Genomic DNA, 21,391 nt, shown 5'->3' with positions numbered 1-21,391 from the left:
TGGAGGCTCAACATGTACACTCCCATGGTTGCAGTCATGTTCGTCTTACTGGTTGCTCAGGCGCTCATTGAGATTGGCTTTTTGAAACCATGAGCTTTTTTCAGCCATAAGCGGCTGATGTGCTATGGTTGGAATCGTCTCGTACGCGTAAAAGAAAACCCACTCCTACCCGAGTAAAACCATTGCGGTCTATCAAGAGCTTGCTACTCTGGAACCCTGTTATTTTCAGGAACCCAGGATGTCGGCCATGAATCCATTTTTTGCCAGCAGTACGTTACCTTACCAGGCACCGCCGTTTGATGTGATTAACGATAGCCACTATCGCCCGGCTTTTGACGAAGCGTTAAAGCGCAAGCGTCAGGAGATTGCCGACATTGCCAATAACCCGTCACCGGCAACCTTCGATAACACCTTCTTGGCGCTGGAAAAAAGCGGGGAGATGCTCTCTCGCGTCAATGCCGTTTTCTTTGCCATGGCCGCCTCCCACAGCAACGACACCATCCAGCAACTGGACGAAGCGTTCTCCGCTGAGCTGGCCGGGCTTGCCAACGATATTTATCTCAACGATGCCTTGTTTAGCCGTATTGAACACGTGTGGCAACAGCGTGATGGTCTCGATCTGGATGCAGAGGATTGCCGCCTGGTTGAGGTCATCTATCAGCGTTTCATTCAGGCCGGAGCAAGGCTGGGTGACGCAGAAAAAGCGGAGCTGAAAACCCTCAATACCGAAGCAGCAACCCTGAGCAGCCAGTTCCACCAGTGTTTGCTGGGCGCGGCGAAAAGCGGCGGGCTGGTGGTAGAGAGCGTGGAAGATCTGGCAGGGTTCAGCGAGGACGAAATCGCCGTTGCCGCCGCAGCGGCGAACGATCGCGGTCTGGCGGGCCGCTGGCTTATTCCGCTGGTGAACACCACTCAGCAACCGGCGCTGGCGCAGCTCCGTCAGCGTCAAACCCGAGAAAAGCTGTTTAAAGCTGCCTGGGCCCGCAACCAGATGGACGATGCTAACGACACGCGAGAGAAACTGCTAAAGCTGGTGGCGATCCGCGCGCGGCAGGCTGCGCTTCTGGGCTATAGCGACTATGCCAGCTGGAGTATGGCCGATCAAATGGCGAAAACGCCGAAGGCAGCCTTTGATTTTATGCGTGAGATTACCCCGGCGGCACGGGCACGGGCGGAAAGCGAGCTGGCGGATATTCAGACGCTTATCGATAGCGGTTCGGCCTCATTTAACGCCGAAGCATGGGACTGGTTGTTCTATTCTGAACAGGTACGCCGTGAAAAATATGCCATCGACGACGCGCAGATTAAACCGTGGTTTGCCCTGGATCGCGTGCTGACCGACGGTGTGTTCTGGTCTGCCAGCCAGCTGTTTGGAATAACGTTTGTTGAACGTTTCGATTTGCCGGTTTATCACCCTGATGTCCGCGTCTGGGAGATTTTTGACGCCGACGGAGAGGGAATGGCACTGTTTTACGGTGACTTTTTCGCCCGTGAGAGCAAAAGCGGCGGGGCGTGGATGGACAACTTTGTGCCGCAATCTACCCTCAACGGCACGCGTCCGGTTATTTACAACGTCTGCAACTATCAGAAGCCGACCGCCGGTAAAAGTGCGCTCATTTCCTGGGATGATGTGATTACGCTGTTCCACGAGTTTGGCCACGCGCTGCATGGACTGTTTGCCAGTCAACGCTACGTCACGTTGTCCGGTACCAGTACGCCGCGTGATTTTGTCGAGTTCCCTTCGCAAATCAACGAGCACTGGGCCAGCCATCCTGACGTCTTTGCCCACTATGCGCGTCACCATGAAACCGGTGATCCGATGCCGGAGGCACTCCGGGAAAGCCTGTTCCGCGCAGCCAACTTCAATAAAGGCTACGATATGACGGAGCTGCTGAGTGCTGCGCTGTTGGATATGAACTGGCACAGCCTGAACGTTGAGTCGTTACCGCAGGACGTTGAACAGTTTGAATCGGCAACGCTGGTGCGGGAAAAACTGGATCTTTCCGCCGTGCCGCCGCGCTACCGCAGCAGCTATTTCTCGCATATTTTCGGCGGGGGCTATGCGGCCGGGTACTACGCCTATCTATGGACGCAAATGCTGGCAGACGATGGTTATCAATGGTTTGTTGAGCAGGGTGGTTTGAATAGAGAAAACGGTCAGCGTTTCCGCGAGGCTATTTTGTCACGCGGCAACAGTAGCGATTTAGAACAACTTTATCGCGATTGGCGAGGGCACGATCCGCTTATTACCCCGATGTTGAAAAACCGAGGGCTGAGTGAATAAATCGCTCTGTTAACGCATTTCTGGCGCGGTGTCCTCGCGCCAGAAACGACAAAAAATATAAAAAAAACCCGCACACAGGGCTGGCGGGTTAAGTACATCAATAAATAGAGCATTCTTGCTATCATTCCTGGAGGGAAGACAACGCCGCTAGTTTTACGTATTTGTAACAATTTAACAACCTGACATATTCGGTAGGGGATCAATCGCTGAAATACGCAGCAATGCGTCAGATTGCCTCTTTACAAATGCGTTCACTTATTGAAGAAACTCGCCATTCGGGCTGCTATTATCACCGTGTAAATCGTTGAGTTAATGGATTTAATTTCGACAATCTGCCCGGAGGCAATCATGAAAGTATCCCAGCGTAAAGCGCGTCGCGAGTCCATCTGGTCTAAACGTCCTGAACACCAGGACCTACAGGAATCCCGTTCAGGCAGATTGTGGGCAGGCCGTCAGGCCAGCTGTCAGAGTAAAAAGGCGTGGAAAAATTATGCCTTGAATAATGCACTCGCCGTTTAGCTTTAGTTGAATATTGCGGTGGTAGGGTAGTGGTTAGCAACGATGGTCCAATCAGGAAGAGCGGACGATTGTAGAAACAAAAAATCTATCCATGCAAGCATTTATGCCGCCAGTTAACCTGGCGGTTTTTTTTATCCGTTAATCATTCCATCTTCCGCTAAAATAGGCAGTCAGGAAACCGGAAAACAGAATGAGCCCCACGGCAACCAGAAACACTTGCATATTATCCAGCATGATGACCTCCTCTTTAACGATTCTCACAATGAGCACCTTATTAGCCTACTGATTTAAACTTAGACTAACGCCGTAATTTGTGAATTAATTATTTGTTGCAGTAAATTTTTTTCTGTATGCCAGCGGACTTATTGCCAGATGCTGCTGAAAGCGTAAACGCAGATTTTTCGCATTGCCGAAACCACTTAACTCCGCCACTTTTTCGACGCTGTCCCGACTGTGGGTCAGACGATGTTGTGCCTGCTGTAAACGTTCATCCAGCAACCAGCGGGCAGGTGTTCTCCCGGTGGCATCCTGAAAGCGACGTAAAAAGGTCCGCTCGCTCATTCCCACCCGCTGCGCCAATGAACTGACGCTATGGCTTTCCGCTAGATGCTGATAAAGAAAATCAAACAGCATGCCGAGACGCTGGCTTTCACGTGGCCGGGCGACAGGTTGCGCAACCTGCTGCTTCTGCGCGCCGTCGCGGTGGGGCTGAATGACCAGACGTCGAGCAACCCGGTTTGCCGCCTCCAGGCCGAAATCCGTTCGCACCACGTGCAGGCAGAGGTCTATCCCGGCCGCGCTTCCGGCTGAGGTGAGTACGTGCTCCTGCGCGATATACAGCACATCTTCCACAACCTCGATCGCCGGGTAACGCTGTTGGAGCGTATCGACATAGCGCCAGTGGGTCGTGGCGCGCTTGCCGTCGAGCAGGCCTGCGGCAGCCAGCACGAAAACGCCGGAGCAGATCGATATCACCCGGCAGCCGCGCTGATGCGCCTGCCTGAGCGCCTGGCACAGCGCTGGTGGGACGCCGGCATCGATGCCGCGCCAGCCTGGCACCACGATAGTATCGGCGAGCTCCAGCACGCTTAAATCTCCGTCCGCCATGACCCTTACGCCGCCGGTGGCCAGTAGCTCACCTTCATCGACAGCGGCGACGGCAAAGCGGTACCAGCCTTCGCCCATTTCGGGCCGGGGGAGCCCAAAGATCTCCACTGCGACGCCAAATTCAAAGGTGCATAGACCGTCGTAGGCTAACGCCACCACCAGCGGGGCGCAGTTTGTCATGTTCTGGCTGTTTTCTGTCATTTCTGCGGGCGGTTGTTGCATGGGGTGCCTGTTTATACTCATCCGGTCGTTACCATAGTGGTAACACAGAACCGGAGAATTAACGATGAGTTACGTGACCGACATTCCTACTGCAAGTGCTGCTGATGCAGTAGCCCATTTTCGCCAGCGCCTGAGCGTTGAAACCGACTGCGCTGACGTGCACGCCTCACTGCAGCAACCCGACGTCGACTTTGTACTGCTTCACGTGGTGGGAAGTGCAGAAACCTTCGCCCGTCGTCATATTCCTGGAGCGCTTCACCTGCGGCATGCTGATATTTCCGCCGAACGAATGAAGGTCTGGACCGCGGAAACGCTGTTCGTGGTCTATTGTGCGGGGCCACACTGTAACGGTGCCGATCAGGCGGCGCTAAAGCTGGCGTTACTGGGACGTCCGGTCAAAATAATGATTGGTGGGATGACCGGCTGGCAGGATGAAGGATTCGCCTTTCAGGTGGGATCATGAAAATATTTCAACAGTGATGAATTATTCTCGTTTGCCTGGGACGCAGTCGAGTGACACTATTCGGACATATAGCCATCCAGAAGTCTAAATGGTTCAAATAATAAATTATCACTCAGGGCAACGAGTTTGCCTGATGGAGTAAGGAGATCGCATGACACACCAACACGCCCCTTATCGCGCCGACATCGTTGGCAGCTTTTTACGTCCGCTGGCCATTAAGGAAGCCCGCCAGCAGCTCGCTAACGGTGAAATTAGTGCGCAGCAGCTGCGCGCCGTAGAGGATGCCGAGATTCGGCGTGTGGTGCAGCATCAGTGTGACTGCGGCCTGCACGTGGTGACCGATGGTGAGTTCCGCCGCGCCTGGTGGCATTTCGACTTCTTTGACGGCCTGCAGGGCGTTGAGCGCTACGATTCCGAAAACGGCATTCAGTTTAACGGCGTGCAAACGCGTGCCCACGGTATTCGCGTCACCGGCAAGCTCGGCTTTGGCGAGCACCCAATGCTGGAAGATTTCCGCTTCCTGAAAAGCATCAGCGGCGAGGCGACGCCAAAGATGACGATTCCAAGCCCAAGCGTGCTGCATTTCCGTGGCGGACGTAAAGATATCGATGCGACGGTTTATCCGGATCTGACCGACTACTTTAACGACCTGGCCGATACCTGGCGCGACGCGATCCGCGCGTTTTATGACGCTGGCTGCCGCTATCTGCAGCTCGACGATACCGTCTGGGCCTATCTGTGCTCAGATGACCAGCGTCGCCAGGTGCGTGAACGCGGGGACGATCCGGATAAGCTGGCGGCTATCTATGCCGACGTGTTGAATCGCGCGCTGGAAGGCAAGCCGGATGACCTGATTGTCGGGCTGCACGTGTGCCGTGGTAACTTCCGTTCCACCTGGATTTCAGAAGGCGGCTATGAGCCGGTGGCAGAGATCCTGTTTGGTCGCGTAAACGTGGATGCTTTCTTCCTCGAGTATGACAACGATCGTTCCGGCGACTTTGCGCCGCTGCGCTTTATCCGTCCAGGTCAGCAGAAAGCCGTACTGGGGCTGATTACCACCAAGAACGGCGAGCTGGAAAACCCGCAGGGCGTGAAGGCACGGGTAGAAGAAGCGTCGCAGTATGTCGCGTTGGATCAGATTTGCCTCAGCCCGCAGTGCGGTTTTGCCTCAACGGAAGAGGGGAACAGCCTGAGCGAGCAGCAGCAGTGGGATAAAGTGCGTCTGGTGACGGGGATTGCGGCGGATATCTGGTAATTCCCCCGGGGTCGGCGTTCCGCCTCGCCCGGGCTACCTATCCTGTAGCCCGGCGTCCCGTAGCACCGCCGGGGCATCCGTCACGCCACACTCACCGCAGCACCCCAGGTGCTGGCCTTAATGCCGCGAATAATCAGCCACCACGCCAGCACAATAACCACCATCATGATCGGGAACAGCGCGTAAGGTGCGAAATGGGTCAGGATTTGCCCGGTCAACAGCGGGTTCAGCGCCGCACCGAGCCAGCCCAGCGCCTGAGCGGAGAAGTAGCTGGCTTTCATGCCCGGTGGGGCAATGTTATCAATCAGCATGTATTCACCCGGTGCGTAGATGACCTCGCCCAGCGTAAAGACCGCCGCCGCCAGCCCCCAGAACAGCAAATTATTGCCCGACATCATAAATCCAGCCAGACCCAGCACATAACAGAAGGTACCAAAGGTCATCAGTGGCTTCAGATTGGTCGCCGTAAGCTGACGACCAATGGCGTACTGCAAGGTCACCACCACCGCGGCGTTCACCGGCAGGATCACCGCCACCACCTTTTCGGCAAAGGTGCTATCGCCAATCGTCAACACGTACTGTGACATACAGGAGGCGAATGAGCCGCCAACGAATGAAGCCAACAGCCCAGAAAGGGTAAACCACAGCAGCGCCCGGTCGTGTAGCAGCACGGACGGCGACCAGGCCACGGGGGTTTCCGTCATTTCGGCGGCGTTAACGCGCGCCACGTAGCGCTGGATAAACAGCAGCGGGAACGCAGCGCAAATCGCCGCCAGCCAGAACGGCAGGTTAATGCTGTGCATCACCAGCAGCGTGCCAATCGGCGGGCCAATGGTCCAGCCAATGTTCAGAAAGGTGTAGTTAAGCGAAAAAATGCGCGCTTTGGTTGTGGCCGTCAGCGTGTCGGAGAAATAGGCCTTTAGCACGGTCGAGAAGACCGAATAGGAGCAGTTAATCAGCGAGAAAAAGAACACCACCAGCGGCACACTATGCACGAGCGGAATGGCGACAAAGCCGGCGATAAAAAATGTCACGGCGATCAGCATGTAACGTTTCTTGTCGAACTTATCCGCCAGAATGCCAAAGCCGAGGCTGAAGATAACGCCGGCCACTAGTGCAATGGACAGCGCATAGCCGATGGTGTCTACCGCCAACGCGTATTTACGCGTGAGGTAAATCGTCATAAACGGAAGGGTCGCGCCGCGCCCGATGGTTAACAGTAACGACGATGCCAGCAGCGCAATCGTGGATCGTCTGGTCGTTGGTTTCATTTTCCTGCCCGAGAGATGTCGTTGTGCGTTTTTGTTATCGCTTTCACAAATATCATGCCATAAGCGGCTTGTATACCTGAGTGCGTGTCGGGAAGTGCGATTTCAGCCCGCCAGAAATAATGATCTATTCCTGGGCTGAATTTTTCGTTACTTTGATTGTGTTTACATAAATTTAATAAACGGTGGGACGTGTATGACGCGCAAAGATGGGCTGCTGGCGCTGCTGGTGGTCGTAGTATGGGGATTGAATTTTGTGGTGATTAAAGTGGGGCTGCACGGCATGCCGCCGTTACTGCTGGCGGGATTACGCTTCCTGTTTGTAGCCTTCCCGGCGCTGTTCTTTGTCCCACGTCCCCGCGTTCCGCTGTCTCTGCTGTTGGGCTATGCCCTGACCATCAGCTTTGGTCAGTTTGCCTTCCTGTTCTGTGCGATTAACTTCGGTATGCCTGCCGGTCTGGCGTCGCTGGTGCTGCAGGCGCAGGCCTTCTTTACCATTATTCTCGGCGGGTTTGTCTTTGGCGAGCGCTTGCAGCGCAAGCAGCTGGTAGGGATTTCGCTGGCGGTATTCGGTGTGCTGGTGCTGATTGAAACCAGTATGACCGGGCAGCATGTGCAGCTACTGGGCTTTATGCTGACGCTAGGCGCGGCGCTGTGCTGGGCATGCGGTAATATCTTCAATAAAAAGATTATGCTGCATCCATCGAAAACCGGCGTGATGTCGCTGGTGGTGTGGAGCGCGCTGATTCCGATTGTGCCGTTTATGCTCAGTTCGTGGATTTTCGAAGGCCCACAGCTGATGGCGCAGAGCTTGATTCATATCGATCTCACTACCGTGCTATCGCTGGCCTATCTCTCCTTTATTGCCAGTATAGTGGGCTACGGGGTCTGGGGCTCGTTGCTGGGACGTTATGAAACCTGGCGCGTGGCGCCGCTGTCGCTTCTGGTGCCGGTGGTGGGGCTCGCCAGCGCGTCGCTGCTGCTTGGTGAGACGCTGTCGGTGATGCAGCTGGCAGGGGCGTTGCTCATTATGGCCGGACTGCTGATCAACGTCTTTGGCCTGCGCATCCCGGGGTTACGTCGGGCGGTGAAGGGATAACAGGATAAAAAAAGCCCCGCCGAGGCGGGGCAATAACGTTTAGCGATTATTATCGTTGTAATACGGTACGCCCAGTTCATCTGATTTATCGCTACCGGAGGCCATATGATTAAAATCAAACGGCGACTGGTTGCTGGCAGATGGCATCAGCATGTCCTGGTGGGCGTGATTTTGTGCCGGTAGTTGTTCCGCATAGCTTGCGCTTGCGGCCATCGTCAGGGTGACGAAGGCAACGGCAGCGAACAGTTTCATTATTTCCTCGATACGTCTTTTTGCAGGCGATTAACAGACACAGTGATTAATAGGGAACAGGTAGCGGGAGTCCTCGCGCATATTGGTCACGCGGTACTTGTGCGGTGGCACATCAAAGTAGTTTTTAAACGTCCGCGTCAGCGTCTGCTGCGATTCAAAACCGTAACGTTCGGCCAGATAGAGAATAGGCTCATTGCCTTCTTTTAACTTCTGGGCGATTTCCGTCAGTTTACGGGTGCGAATGTACTGACCTAATGAATGACCGGTCTCTTTTTTGAACATCCGCTGCAGGTGCCATTTTGAGTAACCGGAACGCTCAGACACTTTCTCAAGTGACAGAGGGGATTCCAGGTTATCTTCGATCCAGTCCAAAATGCTATGAATAGTAATAGCGTCAGTGTTACGTCTGGACATCGTCTTACCTCTTCTTCTGTTTACGGCAATATTTTTTTAAGGAGAAGTTCGAGCGTCGCAACTTCATTTGCCGTTAAGTTTTTTGTTAATTCCTGGTGCAGGTTTTGCCCAACGAGCTGGTGGCATTGTTCACAAATGGCTGCGCCTTCTGGCGTCAGCTGAATCAATACCCCGCGTTTGTCATTTGGATTGGGTAACCGGGCTATCCAGCCCCGACACAACAAACGATCAAGCATGCGAGTGAGCGCGCCCAGATCCACCGAAAGGGTCTTTTTCAACTCCACGGGGGTGATACTGCCCTGGCAACGGATAGAGCAAAGCACTCTGAACTGCGAGGCGGTAATCTCTTCTGGCGATAAATGCTCGTTGAGTAAGCGATCTTTTTTCTGGTTAACCATGTGAATCAGGTGCCCAAGTGGAATCATTTCATTGAAGAGATTGCTTGTGCTGTTCACAATGGTTGCCCTGGCAAGTACTTTAGTTGCGGTGGATATTATTTCTCACGCAATCATAAGTCAACTGAATGGATTGAGTGATGCCACGAATTGCTAAAACGCTTCAGACAGCCACAAATAGGATATCCTGTACTTAGCCTGCCCGAAGCCAGATATGCTGCGCTGGTGGGGAATGGCCTGGTGTACAGCATCTATTTTTTCGTTAAACAGACAGGATTTTGGGACGCTTATGAAGGAACTTATTCAGGCAATTGGGCTTGGGCTGGTGGTACTGCTGCCGCTGGCTAACCCTTTAACGACCGTGGCGCTGTTCCTTGGGCTCTCCGGCAATATGAACAACGCAGAGCGCAACCGGCAGTCGCTGATGGCCTCGGTGTACGTCTTCGCTATCATGATGGTGGCCTATTATGCGGGCCAGGTGGTGATGAATACATTTGGTATATCAATACCTGGGCTGCGTATTGCCGGTGGGCTGATCGTGGCCTTTATCGGTTTCCGCATGCTGTTCCCACAGCAGAAGGCGCATGACTCGCCGGAAGCGCGCAGCAAATCGGAAGAACTGGAAGACGAACCGACGGCGAACATCGCCTTTGTTCCGCTCGCGATGCCTAGCACGGCGGGCCCGGGGACGATTGCGATGATCATCAGCTCTGCATCAACAGTGAAGCACGGGGCAAATTTCCCAGACTGGGTGATTCTGGTCGCGCCGCCGATTATTTTTGCGCTGGTGGGCATTATCCTGTGGGGATGTTTACGTAGCTCAGGGGCGATTATGCGTCTGGTCGGGAAAGGGGGGATTGAAGCGATTTCCCGTCTGATGGGCTTCCTGCTGGTGTGTATGGGCGTGCAGTTTATTATTAACGGCGTGCTGGAAATTATTACGACCTATCACGCCTGACGGATCCCGGCGTCGCTGCGCTCGGCCGGGCTACCAATCTGAACGTAGCCCGGCCGAGCGCAGCGACGCCGGGAAGCGCATCAATGCTGATGCGCCTGTTCCTCTAACGATGCCGCTGGCCAGCGGCGGAAAATCATCACCGACCAGACAAGCGCCGCCAGCGCCGGTGCTGCACCCACATAACCGATGGACGACATCGACAAATGAGTGCTTATCTGGCTACCCAGCAGCGCACCGGCACCAATCCCGATATTGAAAATCCCGGAGAACAGCGACATTGCAACGTCGGTAGCATCCGGCGCCAGCGCCAGCACTTTCACCTGCATCCCCAGACCGATCACCATAATGGCAATACCCCAGAAGATGCTGAGCACGGCGAGGTGGGTGGCATCCTGCGCGGCGGGAAGCAACAACAGCAGGCAGACTAGCAACAGGCCAATGGCACCGTTGATCAACCCTGACGAATGTTTATTGCCAAGCTTACTGAAGATAATGCTACCGATAATTCCCGCGCCGCCCAGAACCAGCAGCAGAATGGTGGCAAAGTTGCCGCTCAGCCCAGCCACCGTCTGCACAAACGGCTCAATATAGCTGTAGGCGGTGTAATGGGCGGTCACCACCACCACGGTCAGCAGATAAATGCTCATCAGCGCCGGACGACGGAACAGCACCGGCAGGCTTTTCAGCGAGCCGGAATGTTCGCTCGGCAGCTTAGGCAGCAGCTTAATCAGCGCCAGCATGGTGATGAGAGCACCCACGCCGATGGCGAAGAAGGTGGTTCGCCAGCCGAAGTATTGCCCCACGATACGACCAATCGGAATGCCGAAGACCATTGCCAACGCCGTGCCGGTCGCAATCAGGCTCAGCGCTTGTGCGCGCTTACCGGCAGGTGCCATACGAATCGCCAAAGAGGCGGTAATTGACCAGAACACCGCATGGGCAAAAGCAATTCCGATTCGACTTATCACCAGTACGGTGAAGTTCCACGCCAGAAACGACAGTACGTGGCTGGCAATGAACAGAATAAAAAGCCCGATCAGCAATTTACGCCGCTCCATCTGGCTGGTCAGCAGCATAAACGGCAGCGACATCAGCGCGACCACCCAGGCGTAGATGGTCAGCATGATCCCGACCTGCGCCGTCTGCATGCCAAAACTGCTGGCGATGTCGGAGAGCAGCCCAACCGGAACGAATTCAGTGGTATTGAAGATAAAAGCAGCGATAGCCAGCGTGACTACCCGAAGCCACGCGATCCGACGAGAGACCGTGTTTGTTGTCATAAAAATGCACCGGGAGCGTTAAAGAAAGGAACAGATAAGCGATCTTAAAGCGATTATTGCGACAAATACAATTGTTTTGTGATTAACCTCTCATTTTTGTAAGTTAGTGACAGCGTCACTTTAGGCGCCAGAAAGTAAGTTGCCGGTGTTCATTTTTTATGTCAGTTTGCTATCTCGCACATATGATTCAGGGGATATGCATGCACGAGATTGATTTTTATATGGTTGATGCCTTCAGCGACCATGCTTTCGGTGGTAACGCGGCGGCGGTTTGTCTGCTTGACGACTGGCTGCCCGATGACATGTTATTGAAAATGGCCCGCCAGCATAATCAATCGGAAACGGCGTTTATTGTTAAGCAGCACGATGGTTTTGCCCTACGTTGGTTTACCACCCAAAATGAAGTTAACCTCTGTGGTCACGCCACGCTTGCCAGCGCTCATGTGGTGTTTCAGCACCTTCATTACCCTGATGAACGCGTCCATTTCGACACCTTGTCTGGTCGCTTAACCGTCTCGCGCCGCGACGAATGGCTCACGCTGGACTTCCCAGTTGGTGTCACCCACGATGCCGCGCCACCGGCGGACATGCTGCATGCGCTGGGTATTACCCACTACCTGAATGCCCGCAAAGGCCGCGCCTGGGTGATTGAGCTGGAAAACCGGCAGCAGGTTGAAGCGCTGAAACCCAATATCAGCGCTATGATCCCCGGTGAACATAAGGTGTCCGTTACCGCCGCTGGCGACGGGGATTATGATTTTGTCAGCCGCTTTTTCTCACCGGGCGAAGCGGTGTGGGAGGACCCGGTTACCGGCTCCGCGCACACCATGTTAATCCCGTACTGGGGCGAAAAGCTCGGCAAAACCCGGATGCTGGCGCGTCAGGTTTCCGCGCGCGGCGGCGATGTGCGCTGTGAATGGGTGGGCGAGCGGGTGTTGATGAGCGGGGTGGCGAGAACCTATTTACAAGGGAAGGTGCTGCTGGACTAACTTGTAGTTACCCGCAGCTCGGCGGACGACGTGACGCCGGGAATCAGTACTGCACTAACCCCGGCGTCGGCAACGCCTTAGCCGGGCGACAAAAGACCTTACGGTAGCAGCGTAATATTCGACTTAATAATCTCCACCGAGCGGGCAAACTTCTCCTGCTCCTCGGCGGCGAGCTGCAGCTCAATAATCTGCTGTACGCCGCTTTGCGCCAGCACAGCGGGAACGCCGATGGCAACGCCTTCAACGCCGTATTCCCCGTCCAGAATGCAAGAAATCGCCAGCGCGCGGTGGCTGCCGGTAAAGATATTACGACAGATTTCGGCAATGGTTCCGGCAATACCGTATTCGGTGCAGCCTTTCCCGGCATAAATCTCAAAGCCTGACTTACGGACCCTATCAGCCATTGACTCGCGATCCAGCGCTTTACCGGTACGTTGCAGATAGACGTTCTCGATAGGTGAACCGTACACCGACGAGTGCGACCATACCGGGAACTGACTGTCGCCATGCTCACCGAGAATGAACGCGTCGATGCTTTGCGCACCGATATCCAGATCCTGAGCCAGCTTGCGGCGCAGACGCGTGGTATCGAGCCATACGCCGGTACCAATAACCTGGCTGCGCGGCAGGCCGGAAAGCTGCCACACCTGCCAGGTGATAATGTCGCAGGGGTTGGTGGCAATCAGGAAAATACCGTTGAAGCCACCGGTCATCATCTGCGGCACGATGCTATGCACAATATTGGCCGTACTTTTCAGTTCATCAAGACGCGTCTGGCCGGGCTTCAGCGCACCGCCGGAGACGGTAATGACCGCAATATCCACATCGGCGCAGTCGCTGGCATCGCGGCAGGAGATGGTCATCATACCGGGCATATAGGCCGCGGCATCGCTGAGGTCCTGTGCATGCGCTTCGGCACGGGTCTTATTCAGGTCGACCAGGATCAATTCTTCGCAAATATTCTGATTCAGCAGCGCATAGGCGGCTGACGCGCCGACGTTACCGGCGCCGATGATCATGACTTTACGGGCTTTCGTGTTCATGGTTATTCCAGTACAGGGACAAATAACAGTGGATAAAACTACTCGTTAACAACCGGTTAGCGCAATAGTCAGAGCAAATTATAAGTTAATGCTATGAGACTAAACGATGGCGAATGCTAGAGTAGAAAAACAACAATAAAACAGGACCCTGCAGCTATGTACACTATCGCGATAACTCCATCCGCCGACCCCGCCGTCAATGCCCTTATCGCCGAGCTTGACCGATATCAAAGTGCGCTCTATCCCGAGGAGAGTAATCATCTGCTGGATCTCACGTCGCTGCCGCAGAATCAGCTGATCGTGATGGTTATCCGTAAAGGGGAAGAGGCTGTCGGCTGCGGGGCGATTGTGCTGGATGACGCGGGGCGCGGTGAGATGAAGCGGGTCTTTATTAATCCGACGCACCGTGGTCAGCGCCTGGGAGAAAAACTGCTGGCAGAGCTTGAAACTGCCGCATTGCAGCGCGGTTGCCGCACGCTGCAGCTGGAGACGGGGATTCACCAGCATGCGGCTATCTGCCTGTATCAGCGATGTGGCTATAAAGTGTGTGACGCTTTTGCGCCGTATAATCCGGATCCGCTCAGTGTCTTTATGGTGAAACCGCTGGCTCATCCAGTAACGCAATAAAGGCTTCCAGCTGGCGGCTCATGGCGCCGCGTCGCCAGACAAGCCAGGTCGTCAGCCAGCGCCATTTCTCTGCCAACGGCCATGCCTCCACCTGATGATGCCCCGGCATGCTTTCCAGCATGCTGCGCGGCATTAATGCCAGCCCGGCTCCGGCAATCACACAGGCCAGCATTCCGTGATAGGACTCCATCTCATGTATACGCCCCGGCGTAGCCTGGTCGGCATGGAACCAGCTTTCGAAATGTCGACGGTAAGAGCAGTTGGCGCGAAAAGCATAGATACTGGCGCCGTTGACCTCACTGGCGAGGGTAATCGGCGGATGCCCGTGGGCGGCGACAATCATCATCTCCTCTGGGTAGACCGGCATCCCATCCAGCCCCGGATGCATCACTGGCCCATCGACGAACGCGGCGCTGAGCGTGCCTTCCAGCACACCGTCGGTCATGGTACCCGATGGGCCGGTGGCTAAATCAAACTGAATGCGCGGATAGCGCTGGTTATAGCGGGCCAGCGTTTCGGGAATGCGCACGGCGGCGGTACTCTCCAGCGCGCCGAGAGAAAACAGCCCCTGCGGCTCATCGCCGGCCACCACCATACGGGCTTCGTCAACCAGCGAGAGGATCTGCTGACTATAGCGTAGAAAACTATGGCCGGCGGGAGACAGACGCAGCCGCTGGTTCTCACGAATGAACAGCTCAACGCCAAGATCTGCTTCCAACTGGCGAATACGGGTCGTCAGGTTAGAGGGTACGCGATGCACCCGCTGGGCGGCTTGGGTAATGCTGCCGGTCTCGGCAACGGCGTTAAACATCTCAAGCTGGGTTAAATCCATGGCATTCTCGTATCGTGAATGGTTCGGTTAATATTATTCATTTTTCATAAATGGCAGGATAGGCGAAACTGTCATCACTACGCAATTGATTGAGAGAGAAATAAGATGACTTCACCTGCAACGCACGCTGTCTCTATTAACCCGGCTAATGGCGAAACCATCGCTTCGCTGCCGTGGGCAACCGGTCCGGAAGTGGATATCGCCATTACGCTGGCGGATACCGCGTTTCGTCAATGGCGTAAGACGGCAATTGAGCAACGCGCTGACGCGCTGCGCGCAATTGGTCGCGTTCTGCGTGAGCGTGGTGAAGAGATGGCGCAATGCATCACCCGTGAAATGGGCAAACCGATTAAACAGGCGCGTGGCGAAGTGGCGAAATCTGCCCACCTGTGCGACTGGTATGCTGAACACGGCCCGGCGATGCTGGCCACCGAATCGACTCAGGTTGAAAACAACCAGGCCGTGATTGAATACCGTCCGCTTGGCCCGGTGTTGGCGATTATGCCGTGGAACTTCCCGCTGTGGCAGGTGCTGCGCGGTGCGGTGCCGATTTTACTCGCGGGGAATAGCTATATCCTGAAGCATGCGCCTAACGTGATGGGCAGTGCGGCGCTGATTGGCGATATTGTGGCGCAGGCTGGCGTTCCGGCGGGCGTGTTTAGCTGGGTTAACGCCACTAATGACGGCGTGACGCAGATGATCAACGACCCGCGCATTGCGGCAGTTACCGTGACCGGTAGCGTGCGTGCAGGTAAAGCGATTGGTGCTCAGGCCGGTGCGGCGCTGAAAAAATGCGTGCTGGAGCTGGGCGGTTCCGATCCGTTTATCGTACTCAACGATGCCGATATTGAGATGGCGGTTCAGGCGGCGGTGATTGGTCGTTATCAGAATACCGGACAGGTTTGCGCGGCGGCGAAACGCTTTATCGTCGAAGCGGGTATTGCCGAACAGTTTACCGAGAAGTTTGTTGCGGCAGCGGCGGCGCTCAAAATGGGTGAGCCGACTGACGAAGAGAACTATCTGGGGCCGATGGCGCGTTTTGACCTGCGCGATGAACTGCATAACCAGGTGATGGCAACCGTCAATGAGGGGGCATCGCTGTTGCTTGGCGGCGAACTGCTGAGTAGCGAGGGTAACTACTACCCGGCGACCGTACTGGCGAACGTGGCGCCAACCATGACCGCCTTCCGTCAGGAGATGTTTGGCCCGGTGGCGGCGATTACCGTAGCCCGTGACGCTGACCATGCGCTGGCGCTGGCAAACGATAGCGAGTTTGGCCTGTCGGCGACCGTCTTTACCAGCGATACGGCTGAGGCCCAGCGCTTTGCGGATGAGCTGGAGTGTGGCGGGGTGTTTATCAATGGCTATAGCGCCAGCGATGCCCGTGTCGCTTTCGGTGGTGTGAAGAAAAGTGGCTTTGGTCGTGAGCTGTCGCACTTTGGTTTGCGCGAGTTCTGTAATGTGCAGACGGTGTGGAAAGATCGTCACTAACCCAAACGACGTAGCCATTAGGCTCTGCTATACTCCCAGGCCGAAAATAGCCTGTGGGCAAGGAGTGTAAGTGGCTACGGTTATCAATAATGCCATGCTGACATCCATACTTGATGATGTCAGGCCGCTGATTGGGCAGGGGAAGGTGGCGGATTATATTCCGGCACTGGCCTGCGTCAGCGGCAATAAACTGGGGATTGCTATCAGCACCGTCGACGGGCAGCACTATAGCGCGGGCGATGCGACTGAACGTTTCTCCATCCAGTCAATTTCGAAAGTCCTGAGTCTGGTGGTGGCGATGAATCACTATCAGGCTGAGGAGATCTGGTCTCGCGTCGGGAAAGATCCTTCCGGCCAACCCTTCAACTCCCTTTTGCAGCTTGAAATCGAGCAGGGCATTCCGCGCAACCCGTTTATTAACGCCGGTGCGCTGGTGGTCTGCGATATGCTGCAGGGGCGACTCAGCGCCCCGCGTCAGCGAATGCTCGAAATTGTGCGTAAGCTCAGCGGCGTCTCCAGTATTGGTTACGATGCGCAGGTGGCGCGTTCCGAGTTTGAACATTCGGCGCGTAATGCCGCAATTGCCTGGCTGATGAAATCCTTCGGCAACTTCCATCACGATGTCACGACGGTGCTGCAGAACTATTTCCACTACTGTGCGCTGGAGATGAACTGCATTGAACTGGCCCACACCTTCCTGTTCCTGGCCAATCAGGGGAAGGCAATCCACCTCGATACGCCGGTTATCTCCCCGATGCAAGCGCGTCAGGTGAATGCGCTGATGGCGACCAGTGGCATGTATCAGAACGCCGGAGAGTTTGCCTGGCGCGTGGGGCTGCCGGCGAAATCTGGCGTTGGCGGCGGCGTGGTGGCGATTGTGCCGCACGAGATGGCGATCGCCGTCTGGAGCCCGGAACTGGATGAGACGGGGAACTCGCTGGCGGGTGTCGCCGTGCTGGAAAAACTGACTCAACAAATAGGACGCTCGGTTTACTGATGGACGCGTTAGAAAGCCTGTTTGTGCGACTGCAACGCTCGCCGTTTCGCAGCCGCTTTCATTTGGGCGCAAAAGAACGGCAGTACTGTTATGACAAAGGTGCGCCGACGATTGACCAGCATGCGGCCGACTTTGTTGCGGGCAGGCTGGCTCCGGCGTGGCCGAAGAATGACGGTAAGCAGACGCCGATGCGAGGGCATCCGGTATTTATCGCTCAGCACGCTACGGCGACATGCTGTCGCGGCTGCCTGGAGAAGTGGCATCACATTCCTCAGGGGCAAGCGCTGAGCGACGAGCAACAACGCTATGTTGTCCGTGTTATCCATCACTGGTTGGTGCTGCAGATGAACCGGCCAGCCGGCTAACACCGATCAGTTTATTCTGAAAAGCTATCGTTTTTGATAGGTTGATGTGACTTCGGGCGTCCAATATGATAGGGCGGGCGACGTATCGGAATAAATTGTGTTATGAGCGGATTTGACAAACTAATTACGAGTAAAGGGGTGACGGGAACCCGGTTTGTCAGACGAATGTATCTGATGCGGATGCTCGGTACCTTTCTTTGTTTCCTGCCGATTGTCTCCGTGCTTATTGAGCGTCATCAGCCGGTCTACTTTGAACTGCTGCTGGCGTGTAATGCGTTTATCTGGCCCACGGTGGCCTATCTGCGCGCCGTCCGTGCGCCTATCCCCCGCGATGCTGAGTTTCAGAACCTGCTGTTTGATGCCGGGGCTGGGGGATTCTGGATTGCCTTAATGGCATTAAACCCGCTGCCTTCGGTGACAATTGCCACGATCCTGTTGGCGGATCGTCTCTCTGCCGGGGGGATCCCATTGATGCGTAAAGCAGCGGCGATGATGCTCGCCGTTTTTGCCGGAACCTGGGTGCTGACCGGCATGCCGTTTTATGGCGAGGTGACGCAGCAGACCATGTTGGCGACGCTGCCGCTGATTTCCCTCTACGTGCTGGCCTTGAGCCTGTTAACCGACAGTATTGCGGTGAAGCTACGGCTGAAAAGCCAGGAGCTGGAACGTATCGCGATGCTGGACCCGCTGCTTGATATCGCTAACCGTCGTCTGCTCGAGCAACGTATCGCCTGGGAGCTTGTCCGGCTTAAGCAGAACTATGGCCATTCGCTGCTGATGTTTATTGACCTCGATAACTTCAAAGAGATAAACGATCGTCACGGGCATAAGGTGGGCGATGTGATGCTGAAAACCGTCTCGCAGATATTGCAGATGGCGACGCGTGGTAGCGATACCCCGGCCAGGCTTGGCGGAGATGAGTTTGTGATCCTGCTTCCGGATACCACGCTGGAAGAGGGGCGCGGCATTGCGCAGCGGATTATGGATGCCACGGCGGTGGTGACGGACCGGCCGGATCATCATCAGACGCTGACCCTGAGTATTGGTATTGCCGATGCCTTACCGGACATGCATGAAGTTTCCGACTGGCTGCAGGCGGCGGATAGCGCTCTCTACGAAGCGAAACGTCGCGGAAAAAATCAGATCTTCGCCCATTAGCGGCATAAGAAAATCCAATGATTAAGGTTGTTGTGTTATCAAATTGTTAGCGTGATAGTGTGTAGCACACTAACAAGGAGAATAAATATGACCGCGCCTTTTACTCTGCATACCTTTTCTGAAGCTGACATTCTTGCCCACCTCGAACCGCTGTCCGATGTGCTTAGCAACTGCGTGAACGGCGGTGCCTCGGTGAGTTTTATGCTGCCTTTTAACGTTGAAAAGGCGCGGACGTTCTGGCAGAAAACGGCGGCGAGCGTTGCCCGTGACGAGCGAGTGGTGCTGGTGGCGAAAGATGTCGACGAGAAAATTGTCGGGACGGTGCAATTAGTTATCGACCAGCCGGAGAACCAGCCTCATCGCGCTGATGTTTCGAAGCTGTTGGTGCATGAAAACGCGCGCCGCGGCGGTATTGCTCGCGCGCTGATGCAGCGTCTGGAAGAGATTGCCGTTGATGCGCAGAAAAGCGTGTTGGTGCTGGATACCGCTACCGGCAGCGGGGCGGAGACCTTCTATGCACGCTGCGGCTGGCAGAAGGCGGGTGAACTGCCGCGCTATGCCTATATGCCGGATGGTGAACTGACGGCAACCTCCTTATTTTACAAATTTTTATAGATTCACTATTTATTCTCTTACTTTTGATCAAAACAGGGTTTCATAAGCGGAAAATCTGATAAGTTATTAGACCAATTGAGCAGGTTGTATGACTAATCCAGAAAGGAACCCATTGTGAAAACACTGAACCGCCATGATTTCCCCGGTGCCCACTATCCTGAACGCATTATCCAGTTCGGTGAAGGCAACTTCCTGCGTGCTTTTGTTGACTGGCAGATCGACCTGCTGAACGAACATACCGACCTGAATTCTGGTGTGGTGATCGTTCGTCCTATCGCGAGCGATTTCCCGCCGTCCCTGAGCACTCAGGATGGCCTGTATACCACGATTATTCGTGGTCTGAATGAGAAGGGCGAAGCCGTCAGTGACGCACGCCTGATCCGCTCAGTGAACCGTGAAATCAGCGCCTATGCCGACTACGCTGAATATCTGAAACTGGCTCACAACCCGGACATGCGCTTCGTGTTCTCCAACACCACCGAAGCGGGTATCAGCTACCACGCGGGTGACAAATTTGATGATGCGCCAGCGGTAAGCTACCCGGCTAAGCTGACGCGTCTGCTGTTCGAACGCTTCACTCACTTCAACGGTGCAGCGGATAAAGGCTGGGTGATCATTCCTTGTGAACTGATCGACTACAACGGTGAAGCGTTGCACGAGCTGGTGGTTCGTTACGCTCAGGAATGGGCGCTGCCGGCTGAGTTCATGACCTGGCTGAATGAATCTAACGCCTTCTGCTCCACGCTGGTGGACCGTATTGTGACCGGCTACCCGCGTGACGAAGCGGCTAAACTGGAAGCGGAACTGGGCTACAAAGATGGTTTCCTCGATACCGCAGAGCACTTCTACCTGTTTGTTATCCAGGGGCCTAAATCACTGGCCAGCGAACTGCGTCTGGACAAACTGGCACTGAACGTGCTGATCGTTGACGACATCAAACCGTATAAAGAGCGTAAAGTCGCTATCCTGAACGGCGCGCACACGGCGCTGGTTCCGGTGGCATTCCAGGCAGGGATTGATACCGTTGGTGAAGCGATGAACGATGCTGAAATTTGCGCGTTCGTTGAGGAAGCTATCTATGAAGAGATCATCCCAGTACTGGACCTGCCAAAAGACGAGCTGGAATCCTTCGCCAGCGCGGTGACCGGCCGTTTCCGTAACCCGTACATCAAACACCAACTGCTCTCCATTGCGCTGAACGGCATGACCAAGTTCCGCACCCGCATCCTGCCGCAGCTGCTGGCAGGGCAGAAGGCGAGCGGTAAACTGCCAGCGCGTCTGACCTTTGCGCTGGCTGCACTGATTGCCTTCTACCGCGCAGAACGTAACGGCGAAGCGTATCCGGTTCAGGACGACGCACACTGGATTGACCGCTACCAGCAGCTGTGGGCTCAGCATCGCGACCAGCAGATTAGCACCACCGATCTGGTGAAAGCAGTACTGTCGGTGAGCGAGCACTGGGAACAAGATCTTACACAAGTTGATGGATTGGTCGAACAGGTTTCCGCAGACCTCGACGCTATTCTGGCTCAGGGCATGCGTAAAGCGGTACAGCCGCTCTGCTAATTTTGACCCCAGGCACGCATCGAACCCGGCTCCGGCCGGGTTTTTTACAAATGTAGCCCGGACAAGGCGAAGCCGCCTCCGGGAGCGCACCGAACTTTCACTCAATCACTTAATTAGTTACAACATACATTTATTTTCTTTTATATATCCACACCTGAACCCCGTGCCAACAACGCTAAACAACACAAAATG

General features: G+C 55.0%; 23 protein-coding genes. 14 read left to right on the top strand and 9 right to left on the bottom strand.

Translation table 11 applies throughout. The features are described from left to right. Positions 1-238 precede the first annotated feature (238 nt). Both dcp and V6944_RS17275 read left to right on the top strand, forming a co-directional pair. Positions 239-2,284 (top strand): peptidyl-dipeptidase Dcp, encoded by a 2,046-nt coding sequence (gene dcp / locus V6944_RS17280; RefSeq protein ID WP_333499839.1) that lies wholly within the window; start codon positions 239-241, stop codon positions 2,282-2,284. A gap of 348 nt (positions 2,285-2,632) precedes the next feature. Beyond that, positions 2,633-2,803, top strand: coding sequence for a hypothetical protein (locus tag V6944_RS17275; protein WP_333499838.1), 171 nt, complete (start codon positions 2,633-2,635; stop codon positions 2,801-2,803). Positions 2,804-2,941: 138 nt separating this feature from the next. Here V6944_RS17275 and mgtS read toward each other — a convergent pair whose 3' ends face one another. Both mgtS and ftrA read right to left on the bottom strand, forming a co-directional pair. Continuing rightward, positions 2,942-3,037, bottom strand: a complete 96-nt coding sequence (gene mgtS, locus V6944_RS17270) for a protein MgtS (protein WP_185669042.1) — start codon at positions 3,035-3,037, stop codon at positions 2,942-2,944. An 84-nt stretch (positions 3,038-3,121) separates the two neighbouring features. Then, entirely contained in the window at positions 3,122-4,111 is a 990-nt protein-coding gene (gene ftrA / locus V6944_RS17265) for a transcriptional regulator FtrA (protein ID WP_333499900.1), read from the bottom strand. 85 nt (positions 4,112-4,196) lie between these two features. On the opposite strand from ftrA, the gene V6944_RS17260 reads away from it, so the two are divergent. Further along, entirely contained in the window at positions 4,197-4,595 is a 399-nt protein-coding gene (locus V6944_RS17260; protein WP_333499837.1) for a rhodanese-like domain-containing protein, read from the top strand. A gap of 151 nt (positions 4,596-4,746) precedes the next feature. After that, complete coding sequence (locus V6944_RS17255; protein WP_333010681.1) at positions 4,747-5,850, top strand: cobalamin-independent methionine synthase II family protein; 1,104 nt, start codon at positions 4,747-4,749, stop codon at positions 5,848-5,850. An 80-nt stretch (positions 5,851-5,930) separates the two neighbouring features. Here V6944_RS17255 and ydeE read toward each other — a convergent pair whose 3' ends face one another. Then, a complete protein-coding gene (ydeE, locus tag V6944_RS17250) occupies positions 5,931-7,121 on the bottom strand; it encodes an efflux MFS transporter YdeE (RefSeq protein WP_333499836.1) in 1,191 nt (396 codons plus the stop codon). Positions 7,122-7,314: 193 nt separating this feature from the next. Between ydeE and eamA the strand changes: the two genes are divergently transcribed. After that, on the top strand, positions 7,315-8,217 hold the full coding sequence (gene eamA, locus V6944_RS17245; RefSeq protein ID WP_333499835.1) for an O-acetylserine/cysteine exporter: 903 nt from the start codon (positions 7,315-7,317) through the stop codon (positions 8,215-8,217). Between the two features lie 39 nt (positions 8,218-8,256). Here eamA and marB read toward each other — a convergent pair whose 3' ends face one another. Genes marB through marR form a run of 3 tightly spaced genes read right to left on the bottom strand, consistent with a single transcriptional unit; the run spans position 8,257 to position 9,338 of the window. Continuing rightward, positions 8,257-8,469 (bottom strand): multiple antibiotic resistance regulatory protein MarB, encoded by a 213-nt coding sequence (marB, locus tag V6944_RS17240; RefSeq protein WP_333499834.1) that lies wholly within the window; start codon positions 8,467-8,469, stop codon positions 8,257-8,259. A 30-nt stretch (positions 8,470-8,499) separates the two neighbouring features. Beyond that, positions 8,500-8,883 carry an MDR efflux pump AcrAB transcriptional activator MarA gene (marA, locus tag V6944_RS17235; RefSeq protein WP_035895737.1) on the bottom strand — a complete coding sequence of 128 codons (384 nt, stop codon included), beginning with the start codon at positions 8,881-8,883 and terminating at the stop codon, positions 8,500-8,502. Positions 8,884-8,903: 20 nt separating this feature from the next. Next, positions 8,904-9,338: a multiple antibiotic resistance transcriptional regulator MarR gene (gene marR / locus V6944_RS17230; RefSeq protein ID WP_333499833.1), complete on the bottom strand. Its 435-nt coding sequence runs from the start codon at positions 9,336-9,338 to the stop codon at positions 8,904-8,906. 229 nt (positions 9,339-9,567) lie between these two features. Here marR and V6944_RS17225 point away from each other — a divergent pair, with 229 nt between their 5' ends. Continuing rightward, positions 9,568-10,236, top strand: coding sequence for a MarC family NAAT transporter (locus tag V6944_RS17225; protein ID WP_220440156.1), 669 nt, complete (start codon positions 9,568-9,570; stop codon positions 10,234-10,236). Between the two features lie 80 nt (positions 10,237-10,316). On the opposite strand, the gene V6944_RS17220 is transcribed toward V6944_RS17225, so the two are convergent. After that, entirely contained in the window at positions 10,317-11,516 is a 1,200-nt protein-coding gene (locus tag V6944_RS17220; protein WP_333499832.1) for a sugar transporter, read from the bottom strand. A gap of 200 nt (positions 11,517-11,716) precedes the next feature. Between V6944_RS17220 and V6944_RS17215 the strand changes: the two genes are divergently transcribed. Continuing rightward, on the top strand, positions 11,717-12,505 hold the full coding sequence (locus tag V6944_RS17215; RefSeq protein WP_333499831.1) for a PhzF family phenazine biosynthesis protein: 789 nt from the start codon (positions 11,717-11,719) through the stop codon (positions 12,503-12,505). A gap of 98 nt (positions 12,506-12,603) precedes the next feature. On the opposite strand, the gene V6944_RS17210 is transcribed toward V6944_RS17215, so the two are convergent. After that, positions 12,604-13,548, bottom strand: coding sequence for an L-lactate dehydrogenase (locus V6944_RS17210; RefSeq protein WP_333499830.1), 945 nt, complete (start codon positions 13,546-13,548; stop codon positions 12,604-12,606). Between the two features lie 156 nt (positions 13,549-13,704). Here V6944_RS17210 and V6944_RS17205 point away from each other — a divergent pair, with 156 nt between their 5' ends. Then, positions 13,705-14,175, top strand: a complete 471-nt coding sequence (locus V6944_RS17205) for a GNAT family N-acetyltransferase (protein ID WP_333499829.1) — start codon at positions 13,705-13,707, stop codon at positions 14,173-14,175. On the opposite strand, the gene ptrR is transcribed toward V6944_RS17205, so the two are convergent. Continuing rightward, positions 14,138-15,007, bottom strand: coding sequence for a putrescine utilization regulator PtrR (ptrR, locus tag V6944_RS17200; protein WP_333499828.1), 870 nt, complete (start codon positions 15,005-15,007; stop codon positions 14,138-14,140). The genes V6944_RS17205 and ptrR overlap by 38 nt on opposite strands. 105 nt (positions 15,008-15,112) lie before the next feature. Between ptrR and sad the strand changes: the two genes are divergently transcribed. The 6 genes from sad to V6944_RS17170 all read left to right on the top strand — a co-directional run bounded on the left by sad (position 15,113) and on the right by V6944_RS17170 (position 21,199). Next, entirely contained in the window at positions 15,113-16,498 is a 1,386-nt protein-coding gene (sad, locus tag V6944_RS17195) for a succinate-semialdehyde dehydrogenase (RefSeq protein WP_333499827.1), read from the top strand. 70 nt (positions 16,499-16,568) lie between these two features. After that, a complete protein-coding gene (glsB, locus tag V6944_RS17190) occupies positions 16,569-17,495 on the top strand; it encodes a glutaminase B (protein ID WP_185669028.1) in 927 nt (308 codons plus the stop codon). After that, a complete protein-coding gene (locus tag V6944_RS17185) occupies positions 17,495-17,860 on the top strand; it encodes a DUF4186 domain-containing protein (RefSeq protein WP_333499826.1) in 366 nt (121 codons plus the stop codon). Before glsB ends, V6944_RS17185 begins: the two co-directional genes overlap by 1 nt. A 165-nt stretch (positions 17,861-18,025) precedes the next feature. Then, a complete protein-coding gene (locus V6944_RS17180; RefSeq protein ID WP_333499825.1) occupies positions 18,026-19,018 on the top strand; it encodes a sensor domain-containing diguanylate cyclase in 993 nt (330 codons plus the stop codon). Positions 19,019-19,105: 87 nt separating this feature from the next. Then, the gene (locus V6944_RS17175) at positions 19,106-19,633 is read left to right on the top strand and encodes a GNAT family N-acetyltransferase (RefSeq protein WP_333499824.1); all 528 of its coding nucleotides are present in this window, start codon (positions 19,106-19,108) and stop codon (positions 19,631-19,633) included. A gap of 114 nt (positions 19,634-19,747) precedes the next feature. Further along, positions 19,748-21,199, top strand: a complete 1,452-nt coding sequence (locus tag V6944_RS17170; RefSeq protein ID WP_333499823.1) for a tagaturonate reductase — start codon at positions 19,748-19,750, stop codon at positions 21,197-21,199. The last annotated feature ends 192 nt before the right edge of the window (positions 21,200-21,391 follow it).

The organism is Kluyvera sp. CHPC 1.2972 (genome assembly GCF_036759925.1).
Taxonomy (GTDB): Bacteria; Pseudomonadota; Gammaproteobacteria; order Enterobacterales; family Enterobacteriaceae; genus Kluyvera.
The sequence above is the reverse complement of the archived record's forward strand: the minus strand, read 5'-3'. Positions and strand labels throughout refer to the sequence as shown.

What these genes read in the sequence shown, in the direction of transcription:
- V6944_RS17215 (WP_333499831.1), top strand. Translation starts at nt 11,717, where the DNA reads ATGCACGAGATTGATTTTTATATGGTTGATGCCTTCAGCGACCATGCT.
- ptrR (WP_333499828.1), bottom strand. Translation starts at nt 15,007, where the DNA reads ATGGATTTAACCCAGCTTGAGATGTTTAACGCCGTTGCCGAGACCGGC.
- sad (WP_333499827.1), top strand. Translation starts at nt 15,113, where the DNA reads ATGACTTCACCTGCAACGCACGCTGTCTCTATTAACCCGGCTAATGGC.
- eamA (WP_333499835.1), top strand. Translation starts at nt 7,315, where the DNA reads ATGACGCGCAAAGATGGGCTGCTGGCGCTGCTGGTGGTCGTAGTATGG.
- dcp (WP_333499839.1), top strand. Translation starts at nt 239, where the DNA reads ATGTCGGCCATGAATCCATTTTTTGCCAGCAGTACGTTACCTTACCAG.
- V6944_RS17175 (WP_333499824.1), top strand. Translation starts at nt 19,106, where the DNA reads ATGACCGCGCCTTTTACTCTGCATACCTTTTCTGAAGCTGACATTCTT.
- V6944_RS17225 (WP_220440156.1), top strand. Translation starts at nt 9,568, where the DNA reads ATGAAGGAACTTATTCAGGCAATTGGGCTTGGGCTGGTGGTACTGCTG.
- V6944_RS17255 (WP_333010681.1), top strand. Translation starts at nt 4,747, where the DNA reads ATGACACACCAACACGCCCCTTATCGCGCCGACATCGTTGGCAGCTTT.
- mgtS (WP_185669042.1), bottom strand. Translation starts at nt 3,037, where the DNA reads ATGCTGGATAATATGCAAGTGTTTCTGGTTGCCGTGGGGCTCATTCTG.
- V6944_RS17220 (WP_333499832.1), bottom strand. Translation starts at nt 11,516, where the DNA reads ATGACAACAAACACGGTCTCTCGTCGGATCGCGTGGCTTCGGGTAGTC.
- V6944_RS17205 (WP_333499829.1), top strand. Translation starts at nt 13,705, where the DNA reads ATGTACACTATCGCGATAACTCCATCCGCCGACCCCGCCGTCAATGCC.
- ydeE (WP_333499836.1), bottom strand. Translation starts at nt 7,121, where the DNA reads ATGAAACCAACGACCAGACGATCCACGATTGCGCTGCTGGCATCGTCG.
- V6944_RS17210 (WP_333499830.1), bottom strand. Translation starts at nt 13,548, where the DNA reads ATGAACACGAAAGCCCGTAAAGTCATGATCATCGGCGCCGGTAACGTC.
- V6944_RS17260 (WP_333499837.1), top strand. Translation starts at nt 4,197, where the DNA reads ATGAGTTACGTGACCGACATTCCTACTGCAAGTGCTGCTGATGCAGTA.
- marA (WP_035895737.1), bottom strand. Translation starts at nt 8,883, where the DNA reads ATGTCCAGACGTAACACTGACGCTATTACTATTCATAGCATTTTGGAC.
- V6944_RS17185 (WP_333499826.1), top strand. Translation starts at nt 17,495, where the DNA reads ATGGACGCGTTAGAAAGCCTGTTTGTGCGACTGCAACGCTCGCCGTTT.
- V6944_RS17180 (WP_333499825.1), top strand. Translation starts at nt 18,026, where the DNA reads ATGTATCTGATGCGGATGCTCGGTACCTTTCTTTGTTTCCTGCCGATT.
- ftrA (WP_333499900.1), bottom strand. Translation starts at nt 4,111, where the DNA reads ATGACAGAAAACAGCCAGAACATGACAAACTGCGCCCCGCTGGTGGTG.
- V6944_RS17275 (WP_333499838.1), top strand. Translation starts at nt 2,633, where the DNA reads ATGAAAGTATCCCAGCGTAAAGCGCGTCGCGAGTCCATCTGGTCTAAA.
- marB (WP_333499834.1), bottom strand. Translation starts at nt 8,469, where the DNA reads ATGAAACTGTTCGCTGCCGTTGCCTTCGTCACCCTGACGATGGCCGCA.